The following is a 21,434-nucleotide window of genomic DNA, read 5'->3' on the forward strand; positions in this document are numbered from 1 at the left end:
CCGCTGATGGAAGAAAATAAAGAAGCCTGGAAATTTACATTGAAACTGCTGTCCGTTTACAGAAACCTTGAAAATCAGCAGTTAAATTTGCGAAAGAGGTTGGAATCGACAATGTGGGGAGCTCCTTTTTCAGCCCAAAGCCGTAAGCTGCTGCTCCTGGGCAGCGGAGAATTGGGCAAGGAAGTCATTATCGAAGCTCAGCGCCTTGGCGTAGAGACCGTAGCAGTAGACCGTTATCCGGATGCCCCTGCGATGGGCGTTGCTCATCGTTCTTATGTCATTGATATGCTCGACGCAGAGGCACTCCAAGCATTGATCCGTAAGGAGAAGCCGGATCTTATCGTGCCGGAGATTGAAGCCATTGCCACACACGCCTTGCTTGAGCTGGAGGCGGAAGGCTTTAATGTCGTCCCTACAGCCCGTGCAGCCCGGCTTACGATGGACCGTGAAGGCATCCGCCGGCTGGCAGCCGAGGAGCTTGGCCTGCCGACCGCGCCATACCGGTTCGCAGACAGTCTGGAGGAGCTGCGTGCAGCGCTTGAGGAGCTTGGCACACCTTGTGTGATTAAGCCGATCATGAGCTCGTCCGGCAAAGGGCAGAGCATCTGCAGACAGCCTGAGGATGCCGAGAGCAGCTGGAATATTGCACTTGAAGGCGCCCGTGCCAAAGGGACACGCGTCATCGTCGAAGGGTTCGTTACGTTTGAGAGTGAAATTACCCTGCTAACGGTCCGGACGGTAAGCGGCACTGTATTCTGCCCGCCTATCGGCCATATCCAGAAGGACGGGGATTATGTTGAATCCTGGCAGCCGCATCAGATGAGCCCTGAGCAGCTGGCGGAAGCACAGTCCATTGCCCGTACAGTTACCGATCAGCTTGGCGGACTGGGGATTTTTGGAGTTGAGCTGTTTCTTACGGAGCAGGGAGTATTATTCAGCGAAGTATCTCCAAGACCGCATGATACCGGCATGGTTACAATGATTACACAGGATTTATCGGAATTTGCTCTGCATGTCAGAGCCATTCTTGGATTTCCGCTGGACTCGGTGACGTTAATGACACCGGGGGCATCGGCTACCCTGAAGGCGGAGGCTGAAGGACAAGCCTTTACAATCTCCGGTATCGGTGAGGCGCTGGCACTGCCGCGCACACAGGTAAGGGTATTCGGCAAACCTGAAATCCGTCCTGGACGGCGGATGGCAGTAGCCTTAAGTGCGGCGGAAGATGTGAATATCGCGCGGACGGCAGCTAATAGGGCGGCGTCTATGCTAAAAGTGGAGGTATATGAGGATGAACAGTAGTACTCAGGAGCAGGTACTGCAAATTCGCAAATGGGGTGCAAGTGATCTGGAGAGAGTTACAGCCCTTTTGCGTGAATTCGGCTATCCGACAACGCTTAGCGTGATGAAAGAGAGAATGGAAGGCATGGAGCATGATCCGTTCCATTGCACAATGGTTGCTGAGCTGGATAATGAAGTTGTGGGAATGATTGATCTTCATCAGGTTAAATCCTATTATAAGCAGGCAGACTGCATTACGGAAATTACCGCGCTGATCGTATCAGAGGAGCTCAGAGGACAAGGTCTTGGCAAAAGACTGGTCGCTGCAGCTGAAGAATGGGCCCGCCAGAAAGGCTGTTGCCAGCTGTTCCTGAGAAGCGGTAACCGTGTGGAGCGCGCACCTGCGCACGCTTTTTACCGTCATATCGGATTCGAGAAAAGCGCAGGCTACCGCTTCAGCAAAGCCCTGCTGTAAATCTTATACGTGCAATCATCCCCATCCCGGAGCTAACGGGATGGTTTTTTTTGTTCAATTATCTGATCGTTCCGGCATTATCCGGGAGTGTGTCCCCGCGAAAAATTCTTCATGTTGACCCTTGCCAAACTGGCAGACTAATATTATAGTGAAATGCCTGCCAGTTTTGCAGACTTATTTGTTTTAAACAGAAACAGAGGGCAGTGAAACAGCCGGGGGTTTTTTTTACCCTTAGAGAGATCCGGACAGCCCTGGACTCATTTCCGCTATTCCATAGAACCATATTATTAATCCAAAGAGGGATGAAGCATGTATAAACTGATTCTTGCCGAAGACGAAGAAGATGTGCGGGAAGGGATAATTGCCCAGATTGACTGGGCGCAATACGGCTTTGAAGTGGTGGACCAGGCGGAGAATGGGCGGGAAGCGGCGGATGCCATTGACCGGCTGCTGCCGGATGTGGTCGTAACGGATATCCAGATGCCGTTCATGAACGGGCTCCAGCTGGCCGAATGGATCCGCAGCCGCCATCCCAATACAAAGATCATCATTCTGACTGGTTATGATGAGTTTGAGTACGCCCAGAAAGCAATCAAGCTGCAGATTGACGAATACATTCTGAAACCGTTCTCATCCCAGGAGCTGATTGATGTTCTGCTTAAGGTAAGAGCTGCTATTGAAGCGGAGATCGCCGAGAAGGAGAATGTGTATGTATTGACCGAGCATTACCGCAAAAGCCTGCCGGTGCTCCGGGAGCAGTTCCTCTCCTCGCTGGTGTCCCGCCGTCTGCCGCTGAAGGAGATCAGCGACAAAAGCACGGAATACAGCATAGACCTTGCCGGCAGGCAATTTCAGGCTTCGGTCATCAGCATTGACTATATCCATACCGGAGAAGATCAGGGGACGGGGGTAAGCAGACATGTGTCGCTGCGCGATACGGGGGATCATAACCTGCAGCTGTTTGCCATCCTGAATATTGCCGAGGAAATATGCCAGAAGTATGGATTCGGCAAAGTATTCATTCACCGTGATGATGTCGTGCTGCTGTCTGTCAGTCAAGCGGCAGAAGAAGCGGAGATTACCGGCAATACGTTGACAGTTCTTGAAGAAATCCGCCAGAACGTGCAGCGCTTTCTCAAGCTGACGGTGACTGCCGGGGCCGGAACGGTCTGCCAGTCGGCGGGCATGCTGTTCAATTCCTTTGCTGATGCGATGCAGGCACTGGATTACCGGCTCATTCTGGGAAATAATAGAGTGATCTGGATCGAGGATGTCGAGTCCAGGTCCAATCAGCTGCTGGCGTTTGATGAACTGACCCAGCAGTCCCTGATCCGTACGATCAAGCTGGGAACGGTGCAGGAGCTGAAGGAAGTTGTGGACGAACTGTTCGGCGGACTGGATACCGCGCATGTGTCCACACAGGATTATCAGATTTTTCTGCTGGAGATTATAACGTCCATCCTGCGTGTAGCCAAAGAGTCGGGAACAGAAGCTGCGGGTTTCATCGGTTCCGGCATTTCCACCCTGTCCGAAATGAATAAATTCAATAATATGGGCGAAGCGAAGCAGTGGATTATCAGTATCAGCACCAGGCTGATGGACACGATCGCCTCTGAACGCCAGTCCAGCTATAAGCAGCTGATTGATCAGGCCAAGGATTATATCCGCAGCCACTATGAGGAGTCCGACATCTCCATCGGCCGGGTCTGCCAGCATCTGCATATCAGCACAGGTTATTTCAGCAGTATTTTTAAAAAAGAGATGAAGATGACCTTTGTCAGCTATCTGCTGCAGATCCGTTTGGAGGCGGCCAAGGAGCTGCTACGTTCCACAGAGCTTAAGGCGTTTGAAATAGCGGAAAAGATCGGCTTCTCCGACCCGAATTATTTCAGCTTCTGTTTCCGCAAAAAATACGGGCAGTCGCCCAAAGAGTATAAGAACAGCTCCAGGGGAGGATAAGTGATGAACAAAAGCAAGGGGGATTTCTTCCCACTGCGTCCGCAGCCCGGCCAGCGCGGCCGGATGCGCCTCTCTGCCAAGCTGCGGAGCATCCAGCTGATTATTACCATCTCCTTTACGGCAGTGGCTGTTCTTGTAGCAGTCATTGTCGCTTTTATGCTGTACAACAAATTTGCCAAAACCGCAGAGGAGAACGCCAACCTGAATATGCAGCAGATTATCGAACAGGTTAATTACAACCTGGAGCTGTATGTCAAGGGAATGAGCAATATTTTTGATACGGCGGAGAAGCAGATTACATCAAGTGCATCCATAGACTCGCCGCTGCTCTATGAACGGATGGATACCTTGATGAGCAGCCGCGAGGATCTGGTTTCTGTGGCTGTCTTTACCCCTCAGGGGCAGTATGTCGTCGGTACACCTGGACAAAGCATGCGGCTGAATACGCAGCTGCATAGCCAGAGCTGGTTCACCAGCGCCCAGAAAACGCCGGACATCTCCTACTCCGCACCGCATATCCAGAATTTGTTCAAGGGGAAATATACCTGGGTAGTGTCCATCAGTAAAATGATCCAGTACAAGCAGGACGGGGAACTGAAGTCAGGCATTCTGCTGATTGATTTTAACTTCCGGACAATTGATCAGCTCAGCCGTCAGGTTAAGCTCGGCAAGCGCGGATATGCTTATATTCTCGACCCGCTGGGCAATATCGTCTACCATCCGCAGCAGCAGCTGATTTACGCCGGCCTGAAGTATGAGAATGTGGAGCCGGTGCTTGAGTATGCATACCGGAGCTACCTCGATGAGTCAACCGGGGAGAAGCGGTTTATTACCGTCCGGACGGTGAAAGAGACGGGCTGGAAAATCGTCGGCGTCGCCTATTACGATGAGATTGTAACGACAAAACGCGACCTGAACCAGTTCCTGATCTGGTTTCTGGCCGCAGTCATCCTGTGTGTTATCGCGGTGTCCGTCCTTCTCTCCTGGCTGATTGCCAGCCCCATCCGCAAGCTGGAGCGAACAGTCAAGCAGGTGGGTGACGGGGATCTTAATACTCCGATCAATGTGAGCGGCGCTTATGAGGTGGAACAGCTGTCCAAGCGCTTCAACCTGATGCTGCAGCGGATCCGCCAGCTGATGGACCAGATCATCTACGAGCAGGAAACGAAGCGCAAGGGTGAGCTGGAGGTGCTGCAGTCGCAGATTAACCCTCATTTTTTGTACAATACGCTCAACTCAGTTGTCCGTCTGGCCGAACGCGGCAAAAATGACGAGGTCATCACGATGATCCAGTCGCTATCGAAGTTTTTCCGGATCAGTCTAAGTAAAGGAAACAACATCATTACCGTTCAAGAGGAGCTCGATCATATCCGCCATTATCTGGTGATCCAGAGCTTCCGGTTCAAAAATAAATTCCGGTTCGAAATCAGGGCTCAGGAGGAAGTATTGCCGTTTCAGACGATTAAGCTGATTCTGCAGCCGATAGTAGAGAACGCGCTATATCACGGCATTGAAATGTCGCCCGATGAGGGGCTGGTGCGGATTACTGCGGAACTGCAGGATGATCTTATTATTATCAAAATCAGCGATAACGGGATAGGCATGTCCAAAGAGACGCTGAATACGATCCTGAGCGGCGGCGGAAAAAGCGGTAGCGGCTCCGGTGTCGGGGTACGCAATGTCAACGAAAGAATCGGACTCTATTACGGGCGCGAATTCGGGCTTGCTTTTGAAAGTGAGCTGGAAGAGGGGACAACAGTAACGATTGTTTTTCCGGCAGTTAGCAGCAGTGCGAACTCAGAGAGTATAGAGGGGGAGGAGCCTTTATGAAGATCATACGTCTAATGCTGACGCTGCTGATGTGCGGGCTGGTCTGGTTATCGGTTACCTCCTGCTTTAATACGTCACCTGTCTATATCAATACCAAAAACACCCAAAATATCCATATGATCGTCAAGATGAACAAGGGGGATTACTGGAATACGGTCAAGCTTGGTGCAGAAGCAGCTGCCAAAGAGTTCAATGTAAATCTGACGTTCAAAGCACCGGATTCCGAGAGCATGATTGAGGAGCAGGTTGCCATGGTGGAGGATTCGATCAGCCAGCACGCAGACGCTATTATACTGGCGGCCAGCAGCTATATGGGGCTCGCTCAGGTTGTCGACCAGGCGGCTTATTCCAAAATCCCGGTTATTTCGGTTGATGCCGAGGTCGGCTCTACAAAGGTACGGTCCTATGTCGGCTCCAACGGCTATGAGGCCGGCCAGAAATCTGCCGAGCGTCTGATTAATTTGCTGAACGGCACAGGGGAAATCGGTATTCTTAATTTTACCAGCGCCCCCCTGAACGGGGAGCATGAGAGCGGCTCGATTGATTACGGCGCCCGAGATGCGGATGAGCGGGAAAAGGGTTTTCTGAACTATGCCGCCCGTTATCCGAACATTCATGTGGTGCAGATTTCATATACCACCTCGAGTACCACCGAAGCTGAAGACTTGACCCGGCAAATGCTGAAGAACCATCCGGGACTGCGGGGGATCGCTACACTCAACGAGACGGCCTCGCAGGGGGCAGGCAACGTAATTCAGAGCATGGGACTTGATAATATTATCAGAATGGTCGCTTTTGACAGCTCACCATCCATGCTGGAGCTGCTGCAGAACGGCACCGTTCAGGCGACTGTCATCCAGAATCCGTTCAGCAACGGCTACCTGGCAGTGAAATATGCGCTGGAAGCGGTGCAGGGGATGGACGTGCCGGAGCGAGTGGATACCGGGACGAAGCTGATTGATCTGGATAATATGCTGTATCCGGAGAATCAGAAGCTGCTGTTTCCGTTCGTAAAGTAGGATTTTTATGATATTAGAATTTTTATAAAAGACAGTAGTATTTTATATTCGCAACCGTTTTCATGTGGGGCATAATAAGGATGTGCCTGAGACACGGACACACTAATAAAGAAACATCACCAGGAGGTCATTAAATTATGAAAAAACTCACTTCCGTTTTACTTGCTAGTGCATTACTGGGTGCAGCTCTGGCAGGCTGCGGCGGCAATAACAACAACTCTGCTAATACAGCTGCAACAAATGCTCCGGCCGGCAACGCGACAGCGGACACAGCGAATTCCGGCAGCGGCGAAACGCCTAAAGTCGGTGTAGCGATTTACAAATTTGATGATACTTTCATGACCGGTGTACGTAACGCAATCGATGCAGCAGCTAAAGGCATTGCAACCGTAGACATCGTAGACAGCCAAAACTCGCAGCCGACCCAGAACGACAAGGTTGACCTGTTCGTTACCAAAAAATATGACGGCATGCTGATCAACCCGGTTGACCGCACGGCTGCCGGCGTTATCATTGACAAAGCTAAAGCGGCTGACATTCCGGTAGTCTTCCTGAACCGCGAACCGCTTCCGGAAGATATGAAGAAATGGGATAAAGTCTACTATGTAGGTGCAAAAGCAGAAGAGTCCGGCACCATGTCCGGCCAGCTGATCGTTGACTACTGGAAGGCACATCCTGAAGCTGACAAAAACGGCGACGGCGTGCTCCAGTACGTAATGCTCAAAGGCGAACCGGGACACCAGGATGCCGAGCTGCGCACGACTTACTCCATCCAGGCTATCGAAGATGCCGGCATCAAGGTTGAGAAGCTGGCTGAAGATACTGCAATGTGGGACCGCGTAAAAGGACAGGAAAAAATGGCTGCCTTCCTAGGTTCCCACGGTGACAAGATCGAAGCAGTTCTGGCTAACAATGATGACATGGCACTAGGCGCAATTGAAGCTCTGAAAGCGCAAGGCTACTTCACTGGCGACAAATACATGCCGGTAGTAGGTGTTGACGCTACTGCACCAGCTGTTCAGGCTCTGCAGGACGGAACGATGCTCGGAACCGTTCTGAACGATGCGAACAACCAGGGTAAGGCGGCAATCACGGTTGCAGCACTGCTTGCTAAAGGTGAAACTCCGACTAAAGACAACGTTGGCTTTGATATCACTGACAACCAATATGTATGGATCTCCTACAAAAAGATTACCAAAGACAACGTAGCTGACGCTCAATAAGAGCTCCTGGCATAAACAGAACAGGCAGATAAAAATGATAACCGGGGAGCGGGCCCGCCCGCTCCCCGGATTCCTTAAGGGTAGGGAACAGGATGGAACCGCTGTGCCTCTCATGGAAAAAGAAAAAAGCGTAGGGGGCGTAACAACATGGCTAATGCTGAGTTTTTGCTGGAAATGAACAATATTACAAAAGAATTCCCCGGCGTTAAGGCGCTGGATGGAGTTAGCCTCAAGGTTAGACCGGGTTCGGTTCATGCACTCATGGGCGAAAACGGGGCAGGAAAGTCCACACTGATGAAATGTCTCTTTGGAATTTATTCACCGGACGCCGGTGAGATCTTTCTGGATGGCGTAAAAGCCAATATTACCAACTCCAACGATGCCCTCGGGCACGGGATTTCAATGATTCACCAGGAGCTTCATCCGGTACCGTTCCGGAGCGTGATGGAGAACATCTGGCTGGGACGTTTTCCGACTAAGGGAATCGGGCCGATTCAATTCATTGACCACAAAAAAATGTATGCGGATACGGAAAGTCTGTTCAAGGATCTGGACATTGATCTGAATCCCGAAACCTTGGTAGGCAAGCTGTCTGTATCCAAAATCCAATCCATTGAAATCGCGAAGGCCGTTTCTTTTCATTCCCGCGTTATCGTAATGGATGAGCCGACCTCTTCCCTGACAAGCGTGGAAGTAGAGCATTTGTTCCGGATTATCCGGGACCTGCAAAAAAGAGGCGTAGCTATTATCTATATATCTCACAAGATGGAAGAAATTCTTGAAATCTCTGATGAAGTAACCATTATGCGTGACGGTAAAAAGATCGGTACCTGGCCGTCTGCAGAGCTCACTACCGACCTGATTATCTCCAGAATGGTGGGTCGTGACCTGACGAACCGCTTCCCGGAACGCAGCAATGTACCCGGCGAAGTGTATCTGAAGGTAGAAGGACTGACCTCTCCGGAGCCAAGATCATTTAAGGATGTCTCCTTCACACTCCGCCGGGGTGAAATTCTCGGCGTAGGCGGACTCGTAGGTGCACAGCGCACCGAGGTTGTTGAAGCTCTGTTTGGACTGCGGGCGATTCAATCCGGCAGTATCTCCATTGACGGTAAGAAGGTAAACATCAAATCTCCGCAGGATGCCAAGAAACACGGGCTCGCGCTGCTGACCGAGGAACGCCGCGTAACCGGTATTTTCCCGGTGCTATCTGTTCATGAGAACGGTGCGATTGCCAATCTGGACCGTTACCAGAAGCCATACCTTCTGCTCGACGGCAAGAAGAAAAAGGTTGAAGTTGACCGGATGATCGAGAAGCTCCGCACCAAGACACCGACCACCAAGGTACAGATCATGAACCTCTCCGGCGGTAATCAGCAAAAGGTGCTGCTGGCCAGATGGCTGCTGACCGAGCCTGAAGTTCTGCTGCTCGATGAGCCGACCCGCGGGATCGACGTAGGGGCAAAGTTCGAAATCTATTCCATCATCGCCGACCTGGCGAAGCAGGGCAAGAGCATCATCATGATCTCCTCTGAAATGCCGGAGCTGCTGGGCATGTCAGACCGTGTAATGGTCATGTCCGAAGGACGGCTTACAGGAATACTAGAAGGCGACCAGGCTACGGAAACCGAAGTTATGCGTCTCGCCGCTCAGCACTAGGATAGGAGCACAACCCTAACGTCGAAGTCGGATGTGCTTCATGCACAGCTGGTTCAGCTCACAACAGAATCGCAAAACTTCGCGTAACACTTAAGGAGGAACACTACTCATGGATGTTAAAAAAGCACAATCCTTTATCACCCAGAATGCGATCTATATCGTACTGGTCATTCTAATCCTGGGGATTATCGTATACGAACCAAGCTTTATGTCGGTTAACACTTTACGTGACGTACTGATTCAATCTTCAACACGTGTCATTATTGCCCTCGGGGTGGCCTTCATCCTCATTACTGCAGGTACCGACTTGTCGGCAGGCCGCGTAGTCGGCTTCACCGCTGTTATCTCGGCATCGATGCTGCAAATTCCGGATTATTCCCGCCGGTTCTTCCCGGATCTGCCGCAGGTGCATGTTCTGCTTCCTATCGCTATCGCTATCGTGGCCGGTCTTCTCTGCGGTTTGGTCAACGGTCTCGTCGTTTCCAAGCTCAATGTTCCGCCGTTCATTGCCACACTGGGTACGATGCTGATCGTATACGGCGTAAACTCCCTGTACTTCGATATGGACCCGAACCAGTCGCAGCCAATCGGCGGACTTCGTGAGGATTTCACCAAGATCGGCTCCGGCTTTATCGGCAGCGGCCAGTATTCCATACCTTACATTGTCATTATAGCGATTGCCGTCGCAGCCATTGTCTGGGTGCTGTTTAACAAAACGAAACTCGGTAAAAATATGTACGCCATCGGCGGCAACATGCAGGCTGCCAAGGTTTCCGGTATCAACGTATCCAAGAACCTGATCTACATCTACGCTATCGCCGGTGCCCTGTACGGTCTTGCCGGTGTACTCGAAGCTGCAAGAACAGGCGGCGCTACGAACAACTATGGTAACATGTACGAGCTTGACGCCATCGCAGCCTGCGTAGTCGGCGGCGTATCCACTACAGGCGGTATCGGTACGGTTCCGGGTGTACTCGTCGGGGTTATCATCTTCACCCTCATTAACTACGGTCTGACCTTCATCGGCATCAGCCCTTATTATCAATTGATCATCAAAGGCCTTATCATCATCGCTGCGGTATCGTTTGATATGCGGAAGTACTCGTCGAAGAAGTAGGCTTGGGAGTCTCGGTGTCTGGGCGTCACTCCCGTCACCCCGCTCGGGCGTAACTCCGGGAAAGCTTTGGGCTTCCGGCCGCTGTTATGTTTGGATTTCCTGATTTGAACCGCTAATCGCGTTAGAAATCCAAACATAGCTAATGCTTCCGAAGTGAGCTTTCCTGCGGAAAGCTTTCAGGCGGACGCTCCGCTCCTCCAGCTTAACACTTTCCCTCCGTTACTCCCATTACCTCGCCAAGGTGGGGAGAAGCAGCAAAAAGCGTTTGCTAGCACTGAATAGCAAACGCTTTTTTTGTGTTTCGATTGCTTCGCTCCGAAACAAAACGCCAAGAAAAAACAAAAGCCCAGAAGACCAAAAGCCAAAAAGCCCAGCCAGCTTCTGTGCAAAGCCCGGCTCAGCATTCTCAACTGCAATAGTAGTGTAACCCCCGGCTTAACCCGCCAACTGCAATAGTAGTGTAACCTCCGGCTTAACCCGCCAACTGCAATAGTAGTGTAACCTCCGGCTTAACCCGCCAACTGCAATAGTAGTGTAACCTCCGGCTTAACCCACCAACTGCAATAGTAGTGTACCCCCGGCGTAACCCAGCAACTGCAGAAGTGTAACCTCGACTGGCCGCACCAACCTTAGCATCAGTGCAAACCCAAGTGAGTCCACCAATCCAGGTAGTAGTGGAATCCACGGCATATCACAAGCCAAAAACTTTGTACAGGCCACCAGTCATCGCCCTAGACGCTAACGGACTCCACAGCCGTTATTTTCGCTAAACGGCGCTCTTGTGGGAGCTAACGGACCGAGATGACCTTATTTCGCCCATGACAGGTTATTTTGAGGCTGAATTGGCCAAATAACGGCGCTGGTGTCCGTTAGAATGTGATACTTGGGATTTTGCAGCAGATAAGGTCATCTGAGTCCGTTAGCCGGGTAAGGAGATGCGGAGATCATACGAAATGGACGCAAAGGGGATGTGAAGGACATGCGGAGGGCGTATAAAAGGGATACGGGGGTATACGAAGGGCGTACGGAGACATGCAAAGTGCATAGGACATGCCAAAGACAGACCAAGGACATGCGAAGGGCGAAGGACATGCGGCGAAGAGCATGCAAAAGGTAAGAAAAGGATATACGTGGGCAAGGGGGGCGACTCTGTTATCTGTGCCATTTCCAGCACCCAAGCAGCAACAAAAAAGCAGCCGCTCGACTTAAATCGAGGGCTGCTGCGTATCGCTATTTTTTTCAAGACCTTATTCAACATCATAGCAGAACGGAAAGAAACAGTCTATATTTTTTCCAGGGATTATTATACAGTGAGGTAGCCGGCAATACAGATGATCAGGAGTGTTGTTCAATGAACGTTAACCTTAGCTGCCACCTTGACCCTGATGCATTGCAGAAATATATGAGTAAGGTGTTTGGAAGCTCTTATTTAATTTCGAGTGTACCCAGAATGCATGGCGGTGCCCAAAAGGTAGTTTATAAGGTAGACTGCACGAATGGATTCAGCTGTGTACTGTATGTTTGGGATCTGGCCATGAATTTTTTTCAACAGGAAATAGAGCAAAATAATATCAATGCAGGTTCTTACGGCAGCGGCTTGTTTGCAGCCAGCAACAGGTTTTTGAAGGAACATTCCATCCGCACGCCGGCGCTTTACGATTTGAATAATGACAGAACGGACTATAAGTTTGATTACGCGCTGGTTGAGTATATAGACGGGCAAAAAGCTGAAGCCTATTTCAGCCATCCGAATCCAGCAGTTAAGGAGCATGTTTTGCAGCAGATCGGGACTCTGGTTAGCGCAATGCACAGTATTAAAAGAAACACTTTTGGCGCACCGGAGCAGCATTACAACGAGCCCAATATGGATCAATGTTATCTGCAGCTGCTGGAAAATGCGAAGCTTCAGTTGGCTTACGCAGTGCAGCATATCGACCTCATTAACACTAATAAAGAGAAGCTGCTCGATAAACTGAATGAGCTTGCAGACAGGATCGGACCAAGGTCAGAATACGGGCTGATCCATGATGAACTCGGCCCCGACCATCTGCTGGTGAATGAGAAGCTGGAGCCTTACCTGATTGATATTGAGGGCGTTCGTTTTTTTGATATCGAGCATGAGCACAGCTTTCTGGAATTCAGATTCGGCGAGTATTACCGCTATTTGCAGAACGATTCTCTTGATCCTGACAGAATGCGGTTTTACCGGTTCCATCATCATATCGCCTTAATCTCGGCCGGGCTGAAGCTGCTGCACCGCGGATATCCTGATCAGGAATTTTCAAGGAATCTGGCAAAATATCATACAGAGCTGGCCATACGGTATATTGATCATAAATTATTTTAAAGGGGAGCGAGACAAAATGACTGGACAAAAAATACAGTTAATGGGAGACTCGCTTGCACTAAACAACATAGAAGTGATCCTTGGGCAGAGTATTTATTGTAAAGCTGAGCATCACATCATCATGGTAGACGGCGTTTCTCTTGATGCACTTCTGCATAGACATTATCCCTTATACCATCTTGAAGGGTTAGTTCCGGTGATGCCGGACTGGCTTGATGTTCCAGGGGAGAGAGAGTTTATTTTATCAAGGTACAAGTGCACCAGTAAAGATTTTGTGATGCCGATCCTAATGTGCCCGGACGATTGTGATTTGAGCTGTACGGTGGTGGTTGCACATGTAGTCCGGACGGGAAGCAGGGTCGTCTGGAAAAAGCTTGGTATTGATATGAGCAGCAGAGAGGATATGTTGACGGGCGATGACCCTATTGGAACTACGGTGGATTGGTTGGATGAAATTCCGGAATTAACCTTCAGAGAATCCGATTATACTTCTCAATTCAGCAAAATTTATCGTTAACACGGGTGCCCCCCAGATTGAGCGGGAGATAAGTAAATTATGGTAGAATTTTACCGAACTTTCAGGGTATAGTGGAGGTGGAATAGTGCATTCCATATTGCAGTGGGGGGAGAAATCAGCAGATGAATCAAACGTACCGCAAGCGTAACACGACTGCCTTCACGTTGGCCTCTTATTTTGCCTTGGCAGCCGGACTTTTCTTATTCTGTCTGGGTGTCTACAACGACACTTGGGAGCTGAATGTGAAGGGGTATTATATTCTGTGCATGGTGCTGATTACGATCAGCTGCATCGTTATGCAGAAGGTCGTCCGGGACAATACGGAAGATAGAGAAATCCGCCTTGAGAATCCGAAGCACCGGATGAGAAATACGGCCGCTTTTACCGGTATGGCCATTGCAGGGCTAGTGATAGGTTACGGCATGTTCTTTATTGGCCTTTATAATGCTCCATTTGAGTTAAATGTAAAAGGGTACTACATCGCTGTTATCCTGCTAATCTCGTATAGTGCGATCGGCGTGCAGAAGGTGACCCGGGACAACGCGGAAGATAAAGATATTCTGGCCGAGCTGGAATCCAAAAGGGATTATCAGGGATAATAAGAGCATTTAAACAAGAAAGGTCCATCCGGGGATGGGCCTTTGTGCTGCCGGGAAGTTAGCCTGTGTTAACGGTAAGCACTCTAGAATTATCAAAGAAATAGGTCTTAAACAAACATTAAAGGAGTTTTCGTATGTTGCTTGCAATTAAGGTTATTAGAATTCTGCTATTTATAATTGCAGTTTTGTTATTTGCTTCATCAATGCCAATATTCGCAGGAACAACCTTGCTTATATTTTTGGGACTTTCGAAAATTCAGAAATCACTTAGTAAATAAAGAAGAAGTAAGGATAAAATTAAGTTTGTGGAGGAGATAGCCGTCGACTATTTGAACCGTCATGTATGGATTGAAGCTGAATTATCCGTTCATCCATCGATGATGCACTCAGAGGCGGGGAGGACAATAAGGAGCCTTGGCACAGGATCAAAGACCACTCTGAGGAAGCCAATTCCCATCCCAAAGAGGGTCTGCTACTACACCATTCAATACATCTCTATCGGAGAGAAATCGCCTAATCCCTTCAACGTATAATCAAAAAACTGCAGCACCAGCCGATTCATGCTCTCGATGCAGTAGTATTTATCAATGTCCGCTTTTCCGCCCTGCAGCAGGTAGGTAAGGAAGGGGGAGTACAGCGGAAGATCGGTTAGGCTCAAATGCTTGGCGCCGTTGAAATGAACGTTGTACACTTCAGCGAAAGTTTGCCCCCGCCGTCTGATTGGCAGCATACGCGGAGTTCTGCCCGAGCTGCTTCCATACATCGTCGGAGTAAATATTGAGCAGCGGGATGTTATAGGCTTCATTAGCCGCGGTAAAATCCCCCGTCTCCGGGTCATAACGAAGCTCGCTGAACAACGGGGCGTCCAGATTGAGAACGGCACCGATGCCATCGCGCTCCCGCCCGAGCCAGACACAGGCTGCGCCGCCCATCGAGTGGCCGAACACTCCGATTTTGGCCGGATCAATAAGCTGATAGACAGCAGGGCCGTTGCCTTTTGTAGCGTTCTCCACAACCGAATCTATCACCAAATTCATATCATCGGTGCGCAGCTTCAAAAGCAGTACAGGTGCAAAAGCCAACGTCAGCACAATGAGCATAAGGATTGCTTTTGCGACAATGGCTGAGCGTTTGAACACACGGGGATTTGCTTTGGGCTGCCGGATCAGCTGCAACATGCCTGTCACAGCCAAAAGAAGCAGCATACTTGCGCAAAAAATCCAGCTGAAGCTCCATTCAATCCCAGGCAACAGGGTGAGCATTACAAACACGATAAACACAGCAACTCTGACCAGGCTCTTTACTTTCCTGTGCCGCTGCTTCGTAACCAGACAATATACAGCCAAAGCAACTTCAACCATAAGTACAATCCCGAATAATACTTGTTCCATCTTCTTGTAATTCCTTTCCGGCATGTAGTGTTGAGGATGGCTTCATCTTATGAAACCGCCGGAGGGAAGTATATAGATAATGAATAAGCTGTAGCTACAGGCCAATAAGCTGCAAAAATAACCTTAATAGCCTATCCATCCTGCCGGTTATCCATCTTCAGCAGACGGAGTTTCTCGTTAATCTGCTCCGCTTCTTTTTTATCCTCCTGCCAGGATAACAGCCGGACGATCCCGTAAACTGCGGCAATCTGCACCACCAAAAGGGCTGTAGGCAGGAAGCCCTTCACCATCCCGGTCACAGCTGCCAGGGAGACTAAAATGACCTCCAGCGCGGCAAAATGGACGATGACTCTGATACGCATATTCCGCTCGCTCACCCCGTCAGGTGTATACAAAATAATCCCCGTTAGTGTGCAGAAAAGTGAGAATCCCATGATGATATAAACGGTAATCAGATCATAGGCTTCGTCAGGATCAAAGATGGATCTTAACACAGTAATGATGATGATGACGGATGCGAAAATAATCAAAAAATCCCGCAGCGTAAATGAACACCTTCCCGTCTACGGCTTCAAAATAATAGATGTCCTTGATCCTGATCCGGTGGACGCGTTCATTCTGGTAACCAAGCAGCACGAGACTGTCGGTCTGAAGCCTATGTATCATACCCCGTATTTCCTCATCTTCCTCATGGCACCGGATAATGATCTCTTCTCCCTGTTCCCTGGGAATTAACACATTCTTTAAACAGAAGTCTATAATTTCCAGCAATTACTCTAGGGAAATGTCCGTTATTTTCTTATAATAGAGAAATAAAGAGCGCTTGAGCACATCTGAGAGGACGTTAGATCTTTGTTTGAAACCCTACTATTGAATTTTCTGTTCATTTTATTTCCGGTGTTGATTGTTGTTATCTTTTTTGAAAATAGAGCAAACCGGTACAATAACAAACTGCTGGTGTTTATGTCCGCAGTCACCATGATCCTGTGCATTGCCAAGCCGATTAAGCTGGAGATGGGCTTTATTTATGATCTGCGCTATGTGCCGTTTATTCTTGTGGCGTTATTCGGCGGGTACAGGAACGTGCTTCCGTTATATCTGATTCTAAATGTATACCGGTTGTATATCGGCGGGGCAGGTATTATTCCGTCCTTCCTGTTTTCCACAGCGGTGCTGCTGATTGTGCCGTTTTTAAGCAAATGGTTTATCAGACAGAGCGCCAACCGGCGGATTGTGTCGGCAACCTTTATTGCGGCGCTGACGATGGGCATCTATCTGATTATCCTCGGGGTGATGAAAGGGACGCTGGACAGGCAGTTCTGGACCCTGACGTTCTATGCCTTGACGACCCATGTCGGAGTAATGAGCATTATTATGATTCTGATCGAGCAGATCATTACCAATATCCGGAACCGGGACCGGATTCTCCAGTCGGAGCGCCTGAATGTCGTCAGTGAGCTGGCGGCCAGTGTGTCACATGAAATCAGAAATCCGCTTACGGTGACGAGCGGCTTCCTGCAGCTGCTTAACAAATCCGGTAATATTACGCCCGAGGAGAAGGGCTATGTGGAGCTGTCCCTGCAGGAGCTGAACCGAGCGGAGAAGATTGTCAGTGATTATCTTTCTTTTGCCAAGCCGCAATCCGGGAATATGGTGTTCTCCAATATGCTGCAAGAAGCCGAGTATACCAAAAATATCATCATGCCCTTTGCCACCATTCACAAGGTTGACGTTCAGTTCCATTTCACCAATACACTGAATACCAGCTATGACAAAAATCAGATTCAGCAGTGCCTGATCAACCTTTACAAAAATGGCATAGAAGCCATGAAAGAGAAGGAAGGCGGCACCCTGACCATTCAGATCTCGGAAAATAAGCAGAATATTATAATCAGCATCCGGGACACCGGAGTTGGCATGACGAAAGAGGAAATTTCACGGCTCGGCAAGCCGTATTACTCCACCAAGGAGGAAGGAACCGGCCTGGGAATGCTTATGGTATACAGCACTGTGGACAAGCTCAAAGGGGACATAGCGGTTGAGAGTGAAAAGGGCAGGGGAACCACCTTCCTGATTACGATTCCCGCCTGAGGCCCTTATCCGGACCGATAATCAGCGCAATACGGGTATAGCTATTCATTATAACGGATGATAGATCATTAGTAGAACAGTACAGCTGAACAGATATGCTATAGTAGCTGTATTAATTCAACTGATGAGGAGATTGACCGATGAGCACACAGACAGAGCCTTTGAAACGTACCCTTACTCCATTCCGATGTGATATTGTTGGCAGCTTTCTGCGTCCCGCTGCATTGAAGGATGCCCGGTTAAAATATAAAAACGGTCAGATTACCGCCGCCCGGCTGAAAGAAGTTGAGGATGCTGAAGTCGTCAAGCTCGTAGCAAAGCAAAAAGAAGTAGGCCTCCAGGCCGTGACTGACGGCGAATTCCGCCGCTCCTGGTGGCATCTGGATTTCTTCTGGGGCTTTGACGGTGTAGAGCGGACGATTGTAGACCAGGGCTACCAGTTCAATGGAGCCCAGTCCAGACCGGAAACGGCCCGCCTGAGCGGAAAAATCAGCTACAGCAGCCATCCGTTTGTTGCCCATTATACTTTCCTTAAAGGGATTGCCGGCGATGACATCGTTGCCCGCCAGTCCGTTCCGGCGGCTGCCCAGTTCCTGTTTGAGCTGGACCGTGCAGAAAATAAGGCAAGCACAAACGCGCTGTACCCGAACCGCGAGGAGCTGCTGGCTGACACAGTCAAAGCTTATAAGGGTGCGGTTCTTGATTTGTATAATGCAGGCTGCCGCAGCATCCAGTTCGACGATTGCACCTGGGGTGCTCTATGCGACGAGCAATTCGTGGCGATCATGGAACAGATCGGCGTGAATGTGGCTGACTACGCGAACGAGCTGGCCCAGGTGAATGCTGCCGTTGTAGCCGGCCTGCCGGAAGACCTTGTTGTTACGACCCATGTATGCCGCGGCAACTATGTATCGACCTATGCCGGTGTAGGCGGAGGCTATGAGCCGATCGTACAGACCCTGCTGGGCATCGACAATTACTCCGGCTACTATCTGGAGTTCGACACCGACCGTGCCGGAGACTTCAAGCCGCTGCGCTTCCTGAAGGAGAACCAGCAGGTAGTGCTGGGCCTGTTCTCTTCCAAGTTCGGCGAGCTTGAGAGCAAGGAAGATATTCTGAAGCGGATTGAGGAAGCCAAGCAGTATGTCGACCTGAACCGGATCTGCCTGAGCCCGCAATGTGGCTTCGCTTCCACGGAAGAGGGCAATCACCTGACTGAAGAGCAGCAGTGGAACAAGCTCGCGTATATCAAGGAAATTGCAGACGAGATCTGGAAGTAAGATAGGCATATTGATTAAGCCGTACGGAGCATTCCGTGCGGCTTAGCTGCGTTTGAGGGAGCCGGAAGCTGCTATATTCCCGCATGCCGTAACAAGCGTAACAACCGGGAACCCGTTGCGGTGGTGTCCGGCTGAAGCTTGAATGGAGAAAGTCCGGGTAGAGAATGTTCAGCAGGGTTAACTTCTTAGAGGTTTGAGCAGGTGGAAAAGGCTGGAACCGAGAAATAATACATTGGAAGGATTCGGGCTGTACGCAAGGCCAGATGATCCGGTCAGAGGAGATGCTGGAGTTTATGGGGATTTTGAAAGCCGCGCAAAGGTTAGTTTTTATTCTTATTGCTGGTGTTGTTGCTGCATCTTGCAGTGAAGGGGAGGGAATGCCGGTCCATACAAAGACAGATCTTGCTTCGTCTGATATTAGACGGACTGAGTCAGCGCAAGAACCTACTGGGACGCAGGGTGCTGAACCTTTTACAGTCTCAACGCCCGGGCAGCGTCAGGAAGCGTGGGAGGACTATTTGAACTCGGTCGTCGAGCGGAGGGAGGAGTATCTGTTTTTTACTGAACAGAGGTTTGAGATTCATCTGCAGGACCGTGTAAAGCAGGGTGAAATCACTTTAGTGAATGATTCTGAGGGATTTTCCTCCATTGAAGATTCATATGTTTCTGCTTACCTGATAGATATTGATAAGGATGGCTTAGACGAACTTTATGTCATTACGGTGGAGGGTTCGATCAGGCAATATTATGGGCATATTTATAGACAGAAAGGTGAGATGTATACCCGGGTTGACACTTTTGAAGGTAATATTATCCCTTATGAATGCAACAACGACATTCATTTTTTGGACGTAGTAGCTGACTTTGAAACGAAATTTACAAGTGCTGTCATTGAGTATGAAGCTGACGGGCTGGCATTCAAACCGGTAAAAACGCTGGAGGTTCATTATACCTATGACGTATCAGAGCTTCCGGAACCTTGGTCAAAAGTTATCAGCAGCGCTGAGTTGAACACATTGCACGAATATGAACTGCTCCGCTCACCGGATGCTACAGTTACCAAGCTGACCGAACAACCCGCTTACGATATCCAAGTAACGGATGATAAGAACAGCAATACATTCAGGTTTACTGTTCAACTCTGGTTGACCACTGTGGGGTATGCACCAAATTACTGGGAGATTTTTGCGGCTGATGAAGGTACGCAGCACTTTAAAGGTATCGAGCAGATAGACTCCGATCAAACCAGTGGCACAAAGGGGGCCGTTAATTACGGTCTGAAATTCTATAAGGATGCTGCTTCCGGCCAGCTGTTTCTGCTCAAAATATCCTATCCGTTCTTCACTATGGAAACCCGTAAAGACGGCGATCTGATGCTGGAGATCTTTCGGTTTAATGAGAAGGATGCAGAAAAGATTGACGAGGTGCTGCTGGAGCCGAACGTTGAAATTATAGCAGAGTAACAAAGCGGTTGTGATACTATCGAAGGGTGGTAACATGAATGAATCTGGGTGCGCTCAACGTCAATGTAATTACACTGTTTGTGGAAGATCTGCACAAGACCAGAAGGTTCTATAAGGATGTATTCCGGTTGTCAGCAGTATACGAAGACGAAGTATCAGCAGTATATAATTTTGGTAATATGAGCATTAATCTGCTGAATATTTCCGAGGCAGCAGGACTGATTCAGCCGGCCAAGCCTGCCGGCCCGGAATCCGGCTCACGGTTCCAGTTTACGATCCAGGTAGAGGATGCAGATGCAGCAGCCCGGGAACTGGCACAACAGGGAGCCGAGCTGCTGAACGGTCCGCTGGACAGGCCTTGGGGCGTGCGAACCCTGGTTTTTGCAGATCCGTCAGGACATATCTGGGAGCTTGCGCAGCCGCTGACTTGACTGAATGACAGAAGCCTCTAACGGACACAGATGCCGTTATTTGCTGACTTTTCACTTTTCTGTCCTCCTAACGGACACAGATGCCGTTATTTAGTCCTCTGAGCCCCATTTTGGGCTGAAGTGTGCCAAATAAGGTTGCTAGTGTCCGTTAGATTGTGACTATGCCAAATATTCCGCAGATAAGGTCATCTGAGTCCGTTAGCAGAGTAGCTGGACTGAGTACTGGTGCTGGTGCTGGTACAGATTACTGAACCCCAGTAATTTTGTGTTACTAAAGGTAACGGGTGGCACAAAGATTAGTGCAATAATGTGCCCCATGCGGCGCGGGAGTCCACTGTAGCTATGGAAAAATAACGCGATTAAGGTCATCTGAGTCCATCTGAGTCCGTTAGCAGAGTATCGGGATTGAGTACATGGCTGCTTCCTGATTCGCTGATTCTATAAAGACCAAGGGCAGAGCGCAGCTGCCCTTGGCTTTCGGCCAACACCCTTCCAAAGGGTGTTTTTGTGCTGCTTTTGATCTTCCCGACGAAGGGGATTGAAGGGACGGAGCGGATTTTGGAACTGGAGGAGCGGGAGCGTCCGCCGAAGGGGCTGTCCCAAAAGCCATGAAATGGCTACTTGGGACGGCCCTTGGTTTGGAGTAGGATGTACGTATTCACTTGGGTGGACGCTCCGCGAACGGACCGTTGTTCCAATCGCTGTGCTCTCCAGATTTTTTTCATTCCCCTTAGCGGTGAAAATCCGGAGAC

Annotated in this window: 19 protein-coding genes and 1 pseudogene; 16 read left to right on the forward strand and 4 right to left on the reverse strand. The window is 49.7% G+C overall.

Annotation, left to right across the window (positions count from 1 at the left end):
* Positions 1–111: 111 nt before the first annotated feature.
* The 12 genes and pseudogenes from purT to M2108_RS31595 all read left to right on the forward strand — a co-directional run bounded on the left by purT (position 112) and on the right by M2108_RS31595 (position 14,026).
* The gene (gene purT / locus M2108_RS08785) at positions 112–1,302 is read left to right on the forward strand and encodes a formate-dependent phosphoribosylglycinamide formyltransferase (protein WP_277468756.1); all 1,191 of its coding nucleotides are present in this window, start codon (positions 112–114) and stop codon (positions 1,300–1,302) included.
* Positions 1,292–1,756: a GNAT family N-acetyltransferase gene (locus M2108_RS08790; RefSeq protein ID WP_277468350.1), complete on the forward strand. Its 465-nt coding sequence runs from the start codon at positions 1,292–1,294 to the stop codon at positions 1,754–1,756. The genes purT and M2108_RS08790 overlap by 11 nt, the downstream gene beginning before the upstream one ends.
* Before the next feature lie 309 nt (positions 1,757–2,065).
* Positions 2,066–3,715, forward strand: coding sequence for a response regulator (locus M2108_RS08795; RefSeq protein ID WP_277468349.1), 1,650 nt, complete (start codon positions 2,066–2,068; stop codon positions 3,713–3,715).
* A 3-nt stretch (positions 3,716–3,718) separates the two neighbouring features.
* Positions 3,719–5,545, forward strand: coding sequence for a sensor histidine kinase (locus M2108_RS08800; RefSeq protein ID WP_346780541.1), 1,827 nt, complete (start codon positions 3,719–3,721; stop codon positions 5,543–5,545).
* Positions 5,542–6,564, forward strand: coding sequence for a substrate-binding domain-containing protein (locus M2108_RS08805; RefSeq protein ID WP_277468348.1), 1,023 nt, complete (start codon positions 5,542–5,544; stop codon positions 6,562–6,564). Before M2108_RS08800 ends, M2108_RS08805 begins: the two co-directional genes overlap by 4 nt.
* A gap of 137 nt (positions 6,565–6,701) precedes the next feature.
* Positions 6,702–7,787 carry a galactose ABC transporter substrate-binding protein gene (locus tag M2108_RS08810; RefSeq protein ID WP_277468347.1) on the forward strand — a complete coding sequence of 362 codons (1,086 nt, stop codon included), beginning with the start codon at positions 6,702–6,704 and terminating at the stop codon, positions 7,785–7,787.
* Positions 7,788–7,934: 147 nt separating this feature from the next.
* Positions 7,935–9,446: a sugar ABC transporter ATP-binding protein gene (locus M2108_RS08815; RefSeq protein ID WP_277468346.1), complete on the forward strand. Its 1,512-nt coding sequence runs from the start codon at positions 7,935–7,937 to the stop codon at positions 9,444–9,446.
* A 109-nt stretch (positions 9,447–9,555) separates the two neighbouring features.
* On the forward strand, positions 9,556–10,563 hold the full coding sequence (mglC, locus tag M2108_RS08820) for a galactose/methyl galactoside ABC transporter permease MglC (RefSeq protein ID WP_277468345.1): 1,008 nt from the start codon (positions 9,556–9,558) through the stop codon (positions 10,561–10,563).
* A gap of 1,402 nt (positions 10,564–11,965) precedes the next feature.
* On the forward strand, positions 11,966–12,910 hold the full coding sequence (locus tag M2108_RS08825) for a phosphotransferase (protein ID WP_277468754.1): 945 nt from the start codon (positions 11,966–11,968) through the stop codon (positions 12,908–12,910).
* A gap of 16 nt (positions 12,911–12,926) precedes the next feature.
* Positions 12,927–13,427 (forward strand): hypothetical protein, encoded by a 501-nt coding sequence (locus M2108_RS08830; RefSeq protein ID WP_277468344.1) that lies wholly within the window; start codon positions 12,927–12,929, stop codon positions 13,425–13,427.
* Between the two features lie 122 nt (positions 13,428–13,549).
* Positions 13,550–13,732: pseudogene (locus tag M2108_RS31590) on the forward strand (YiaA/YiaB family inner membrane protein); the annotation flags it as partial.
* Positions 13,724–14,026, forward strand: coding sequence for a YiaA/YiaB family inner membrane protein (locus M2108_RS31595; RefSeq protein WP_481856875.1), 303 nt, complete (start codon positions 13,724–13,726; stop codon positions 14,024–14,026). The pseudogene M2108_RS31590 and the gene M2108_RS31595, both read left to right, overlap by 9 nt.
* Before the next feature lie 484 nt (positions 14,027–14,510).
* Here M2108_RS31595 and M2108_RS08840 read toward each other — a convergent pair whose 3' ends face one another.
* From M2108_RS08840 to M2108_RS08855, 4 genes are all read right to left on the reverse strand, one after another.
* Positions 14,511–14,756 carry a hypothetical protein gene (locus tag M2108_RS08840; RefSeq protein WP_280776965.1) on the reverse strand — a complete coding sequence of 82 codons (246 nt, stop codon included), beginning with the start codon at positions 14,754–14,756 and terminating at the stop codon, positions 14,511–14,513.
* Entirely contained in the window at positions 14,719–15,417 is a 699-nt protein-coding gene (locus M2108_RS08845) for a hypothetical protein (RefSeq protein WP_277468341.1), read from the reverse strand. The genes M2108_RS08840 and M2108_RS08845 overlap by 38 nt, the downstream gene beginning before the upstream one ends.
* A gap of 131 nt (positions 15,418–15,548) precedes the next feature.
* A complete protein-coding gene (locus tag M2108_RS08850; protein ID WP_277468340.1) occupies positions 15,549–15,947 on the reverse strand; it encodes a DUF3021 family protein in 399 nt (132 codons plus the stop codon).
* Positions 15,892–16,083 carry a LytTR family DNA-binding domain-containing protein gene (locus M2108_RS08855; RefSeq protein ID WP_277547180.1) on the reverse strand — a complete coding sequence of 64 codons (192 nt, stop codon included), beginning with the start codon at positions 16,081–16,083 and terminating at the stop codon, positions 15,892–15,894. The genes M2108_RS08850 and M2108_RS08855 overlap by 56 nt, the downstream gene beginning before the upstream one ends.
* Before the next feature lie 186 nt (positions 16,084–16,269).
* Here M2108_RS08855 and M2108_RS08860 point away from each other — a divergent pair, with 186 nt between their 5' ends.
* The 4 genes from M2108_RS08860 (at position 16,270) to M2108_RS08875 (ending at position 20,682) form a co-directional block, all read left to right on the forward strand.
* Complete coding sequence (locus M2108_RS08860; RefSeq protein WP_280776967.1) at positions 16,270–17,508, forward strand: ATP-binding protein; 1,239 nt, start codon at positions 16,270–16,272, stop codon at positions 17,506–17,508.
* Positions 17,509–17,648: 140 nt separating this feature from the next.
* Complete coding sequence (locus M2108_RS08865) at positions 17,649–18,788, forward strand: 5-methyltetrahydropteroyltriglutamate--homocysteine S-methyltransferase (protein ID WP_277468337.1); 1,140 nt, start codon at positions 17,649–17,651, stop codon at positions 18,786–18,788.
* A 293-nt stretch (positions 18,789–19,081) separates the two neighbouring features.
* The gene (locus M2108_RS08870) at positions 19,082–20,251 is read left to right on the forward strand and encodes a hypothetical protein (RefSeq protein ID WP_277506114.1); all 1,170 of its coding nucleotides are present in this window, start codon (positions 19,082–19,084) and stop codon (positions 20,249–20,251) included.
* Between the two features lie 38 nt (positions 20,252–20,289).
* Entirely contained in the window at positions 20,290–20,682 is a 393-nt protein-coding gene (locus M2108_RS08875) for a VOC family protein (protein ID WP_277468335.1), read from the forward strand.
* Positions 20,683–21,434 lie beyond the last annotated feature (752 nt).

This window comes from Paenibacillus sp. PastM-3 (assembly GCF_029893965.1).
Lineage (GTDB): Bacteria > Bacillota > Bacilli > Paenibacillales > Paenibacillaceae > Paenibacillus_AQ.

Bases quoted from the DNA above. Each gene is read 5' to 3' on its own strand.
- M2108_RS08840 (WP_280776965.1), bottom strand. From the start codon at position 14,756: ATGCTGCCAATCAGACGGCGGGGGCAAACTTTCGCTGAAGTGTACAAC.
- M2108_RS08805 (WP_277468348.1), top strand. From the start codon at position 5,542: ATGAAGATCATACGTCTAATGCTGACGCTGCTGATGTGCGGGCTGGTC.
- M2108_RS08830 (WP_277468344.1), top strand. From the start codon at position 12,927: ATGACTGGACAAAAAATACAGTTAATGGGAGACTCGCTTGCACTAAAC.
- purT (WP_277468756.1), top strand. From the start codon at position 112: ATGTGGGGAGCTCCTTTTTCAGCCCAAAGCCGTAAGCTGCTGCTCCTG.
- M2108_RS08875 (WP_277468335.1), top strand. From the start codon at position 20,290: ATGAATCTGGGTGCGCTCAACGTCAATGTAATTACACTGTTTGTGGAA.
- M2108_RS08790 (WP_277468350.1), top strand. From the start codon at position 1,292: ATGAACAGTAGTACTCAGGAGCAGGTACTGCAAATTCGCAAATGGGGT.
- M2108_RS08870 (WP_277506114.1), top strand. From the start codon at position 19,082: ATGGGGATTTTGAAAGCCGCGCAAAGGTTAGTTTTTATTCTTATTGCT.
- M2108_RS31595 (WP_481856875.1), top strand. From the start codon at position 13,724: ATGCAGAAGGTCGTCCGGGACAATACGGAAGATAGAGAAATCCGCCTT.
- M2108_RS08815 (WP_277468346.1), top strand. From the start codon at position 7,935: ATGGCTAATGCTGAGTTTTTGCTGGAAATGAACAATATTACAAAAGAA.
- M2108_RS08795 (WP_277468349.1), top strand. From the start codon at position 2,066: ATGTATAAACTGATTCTTGCCGAAGACGAAGAAGATGTGCGGGAAGGG.
- M2108_RS08855 (WP_277547180.1), bottom strand. From the start codon at position 16,083: ATGATACATAGGCTTCAGACCGACAGTCTCGTGCTGCTTGGTTACCAG.
- mglC (WP_277468345.1), top strand. From the start codon at position 9,556: ATGGATGTTAAAAAAGCACAATCCTTTATCACCCAGAATGCGATCTAT.
- M2108_RS08825 (WP_277468754.1), top strand. From the start codon at position 11,966: ATGAGTAAGGTGTTTGGAAGCTCTTATTTAATTTCGAGTGTACCCAGA.
- M2108_RS08800 (WP_346780541.1), top strand. From the start codon at position 3,719: ATGAACAAAAGCAAGGGGGATTTCTTCCCACTGCGTCCGCAGCCCGGC.
- M2108_RS08865 (WP_277468337.1), top strand. From the start codon at position 17,649: ATGAGCACACAGACAGAGCCTTTGAAACGTACCCTTACTCCATTCCGA.
- M2108_RS08810 (WP_277468347.1), top strand. From the start codon at position 6,702: ATGAAAAAACTCACTTCCGTTTTACTTGCTAGTGCATTACTGGGTGCA.
- M2108_RS08845 (WP_277468341.1), bottom strand. From the start codon at position 15,417: ATGGAACAAGTATTATTCGGGATTGTACTTATGGTTGAAGTTGCTTTG.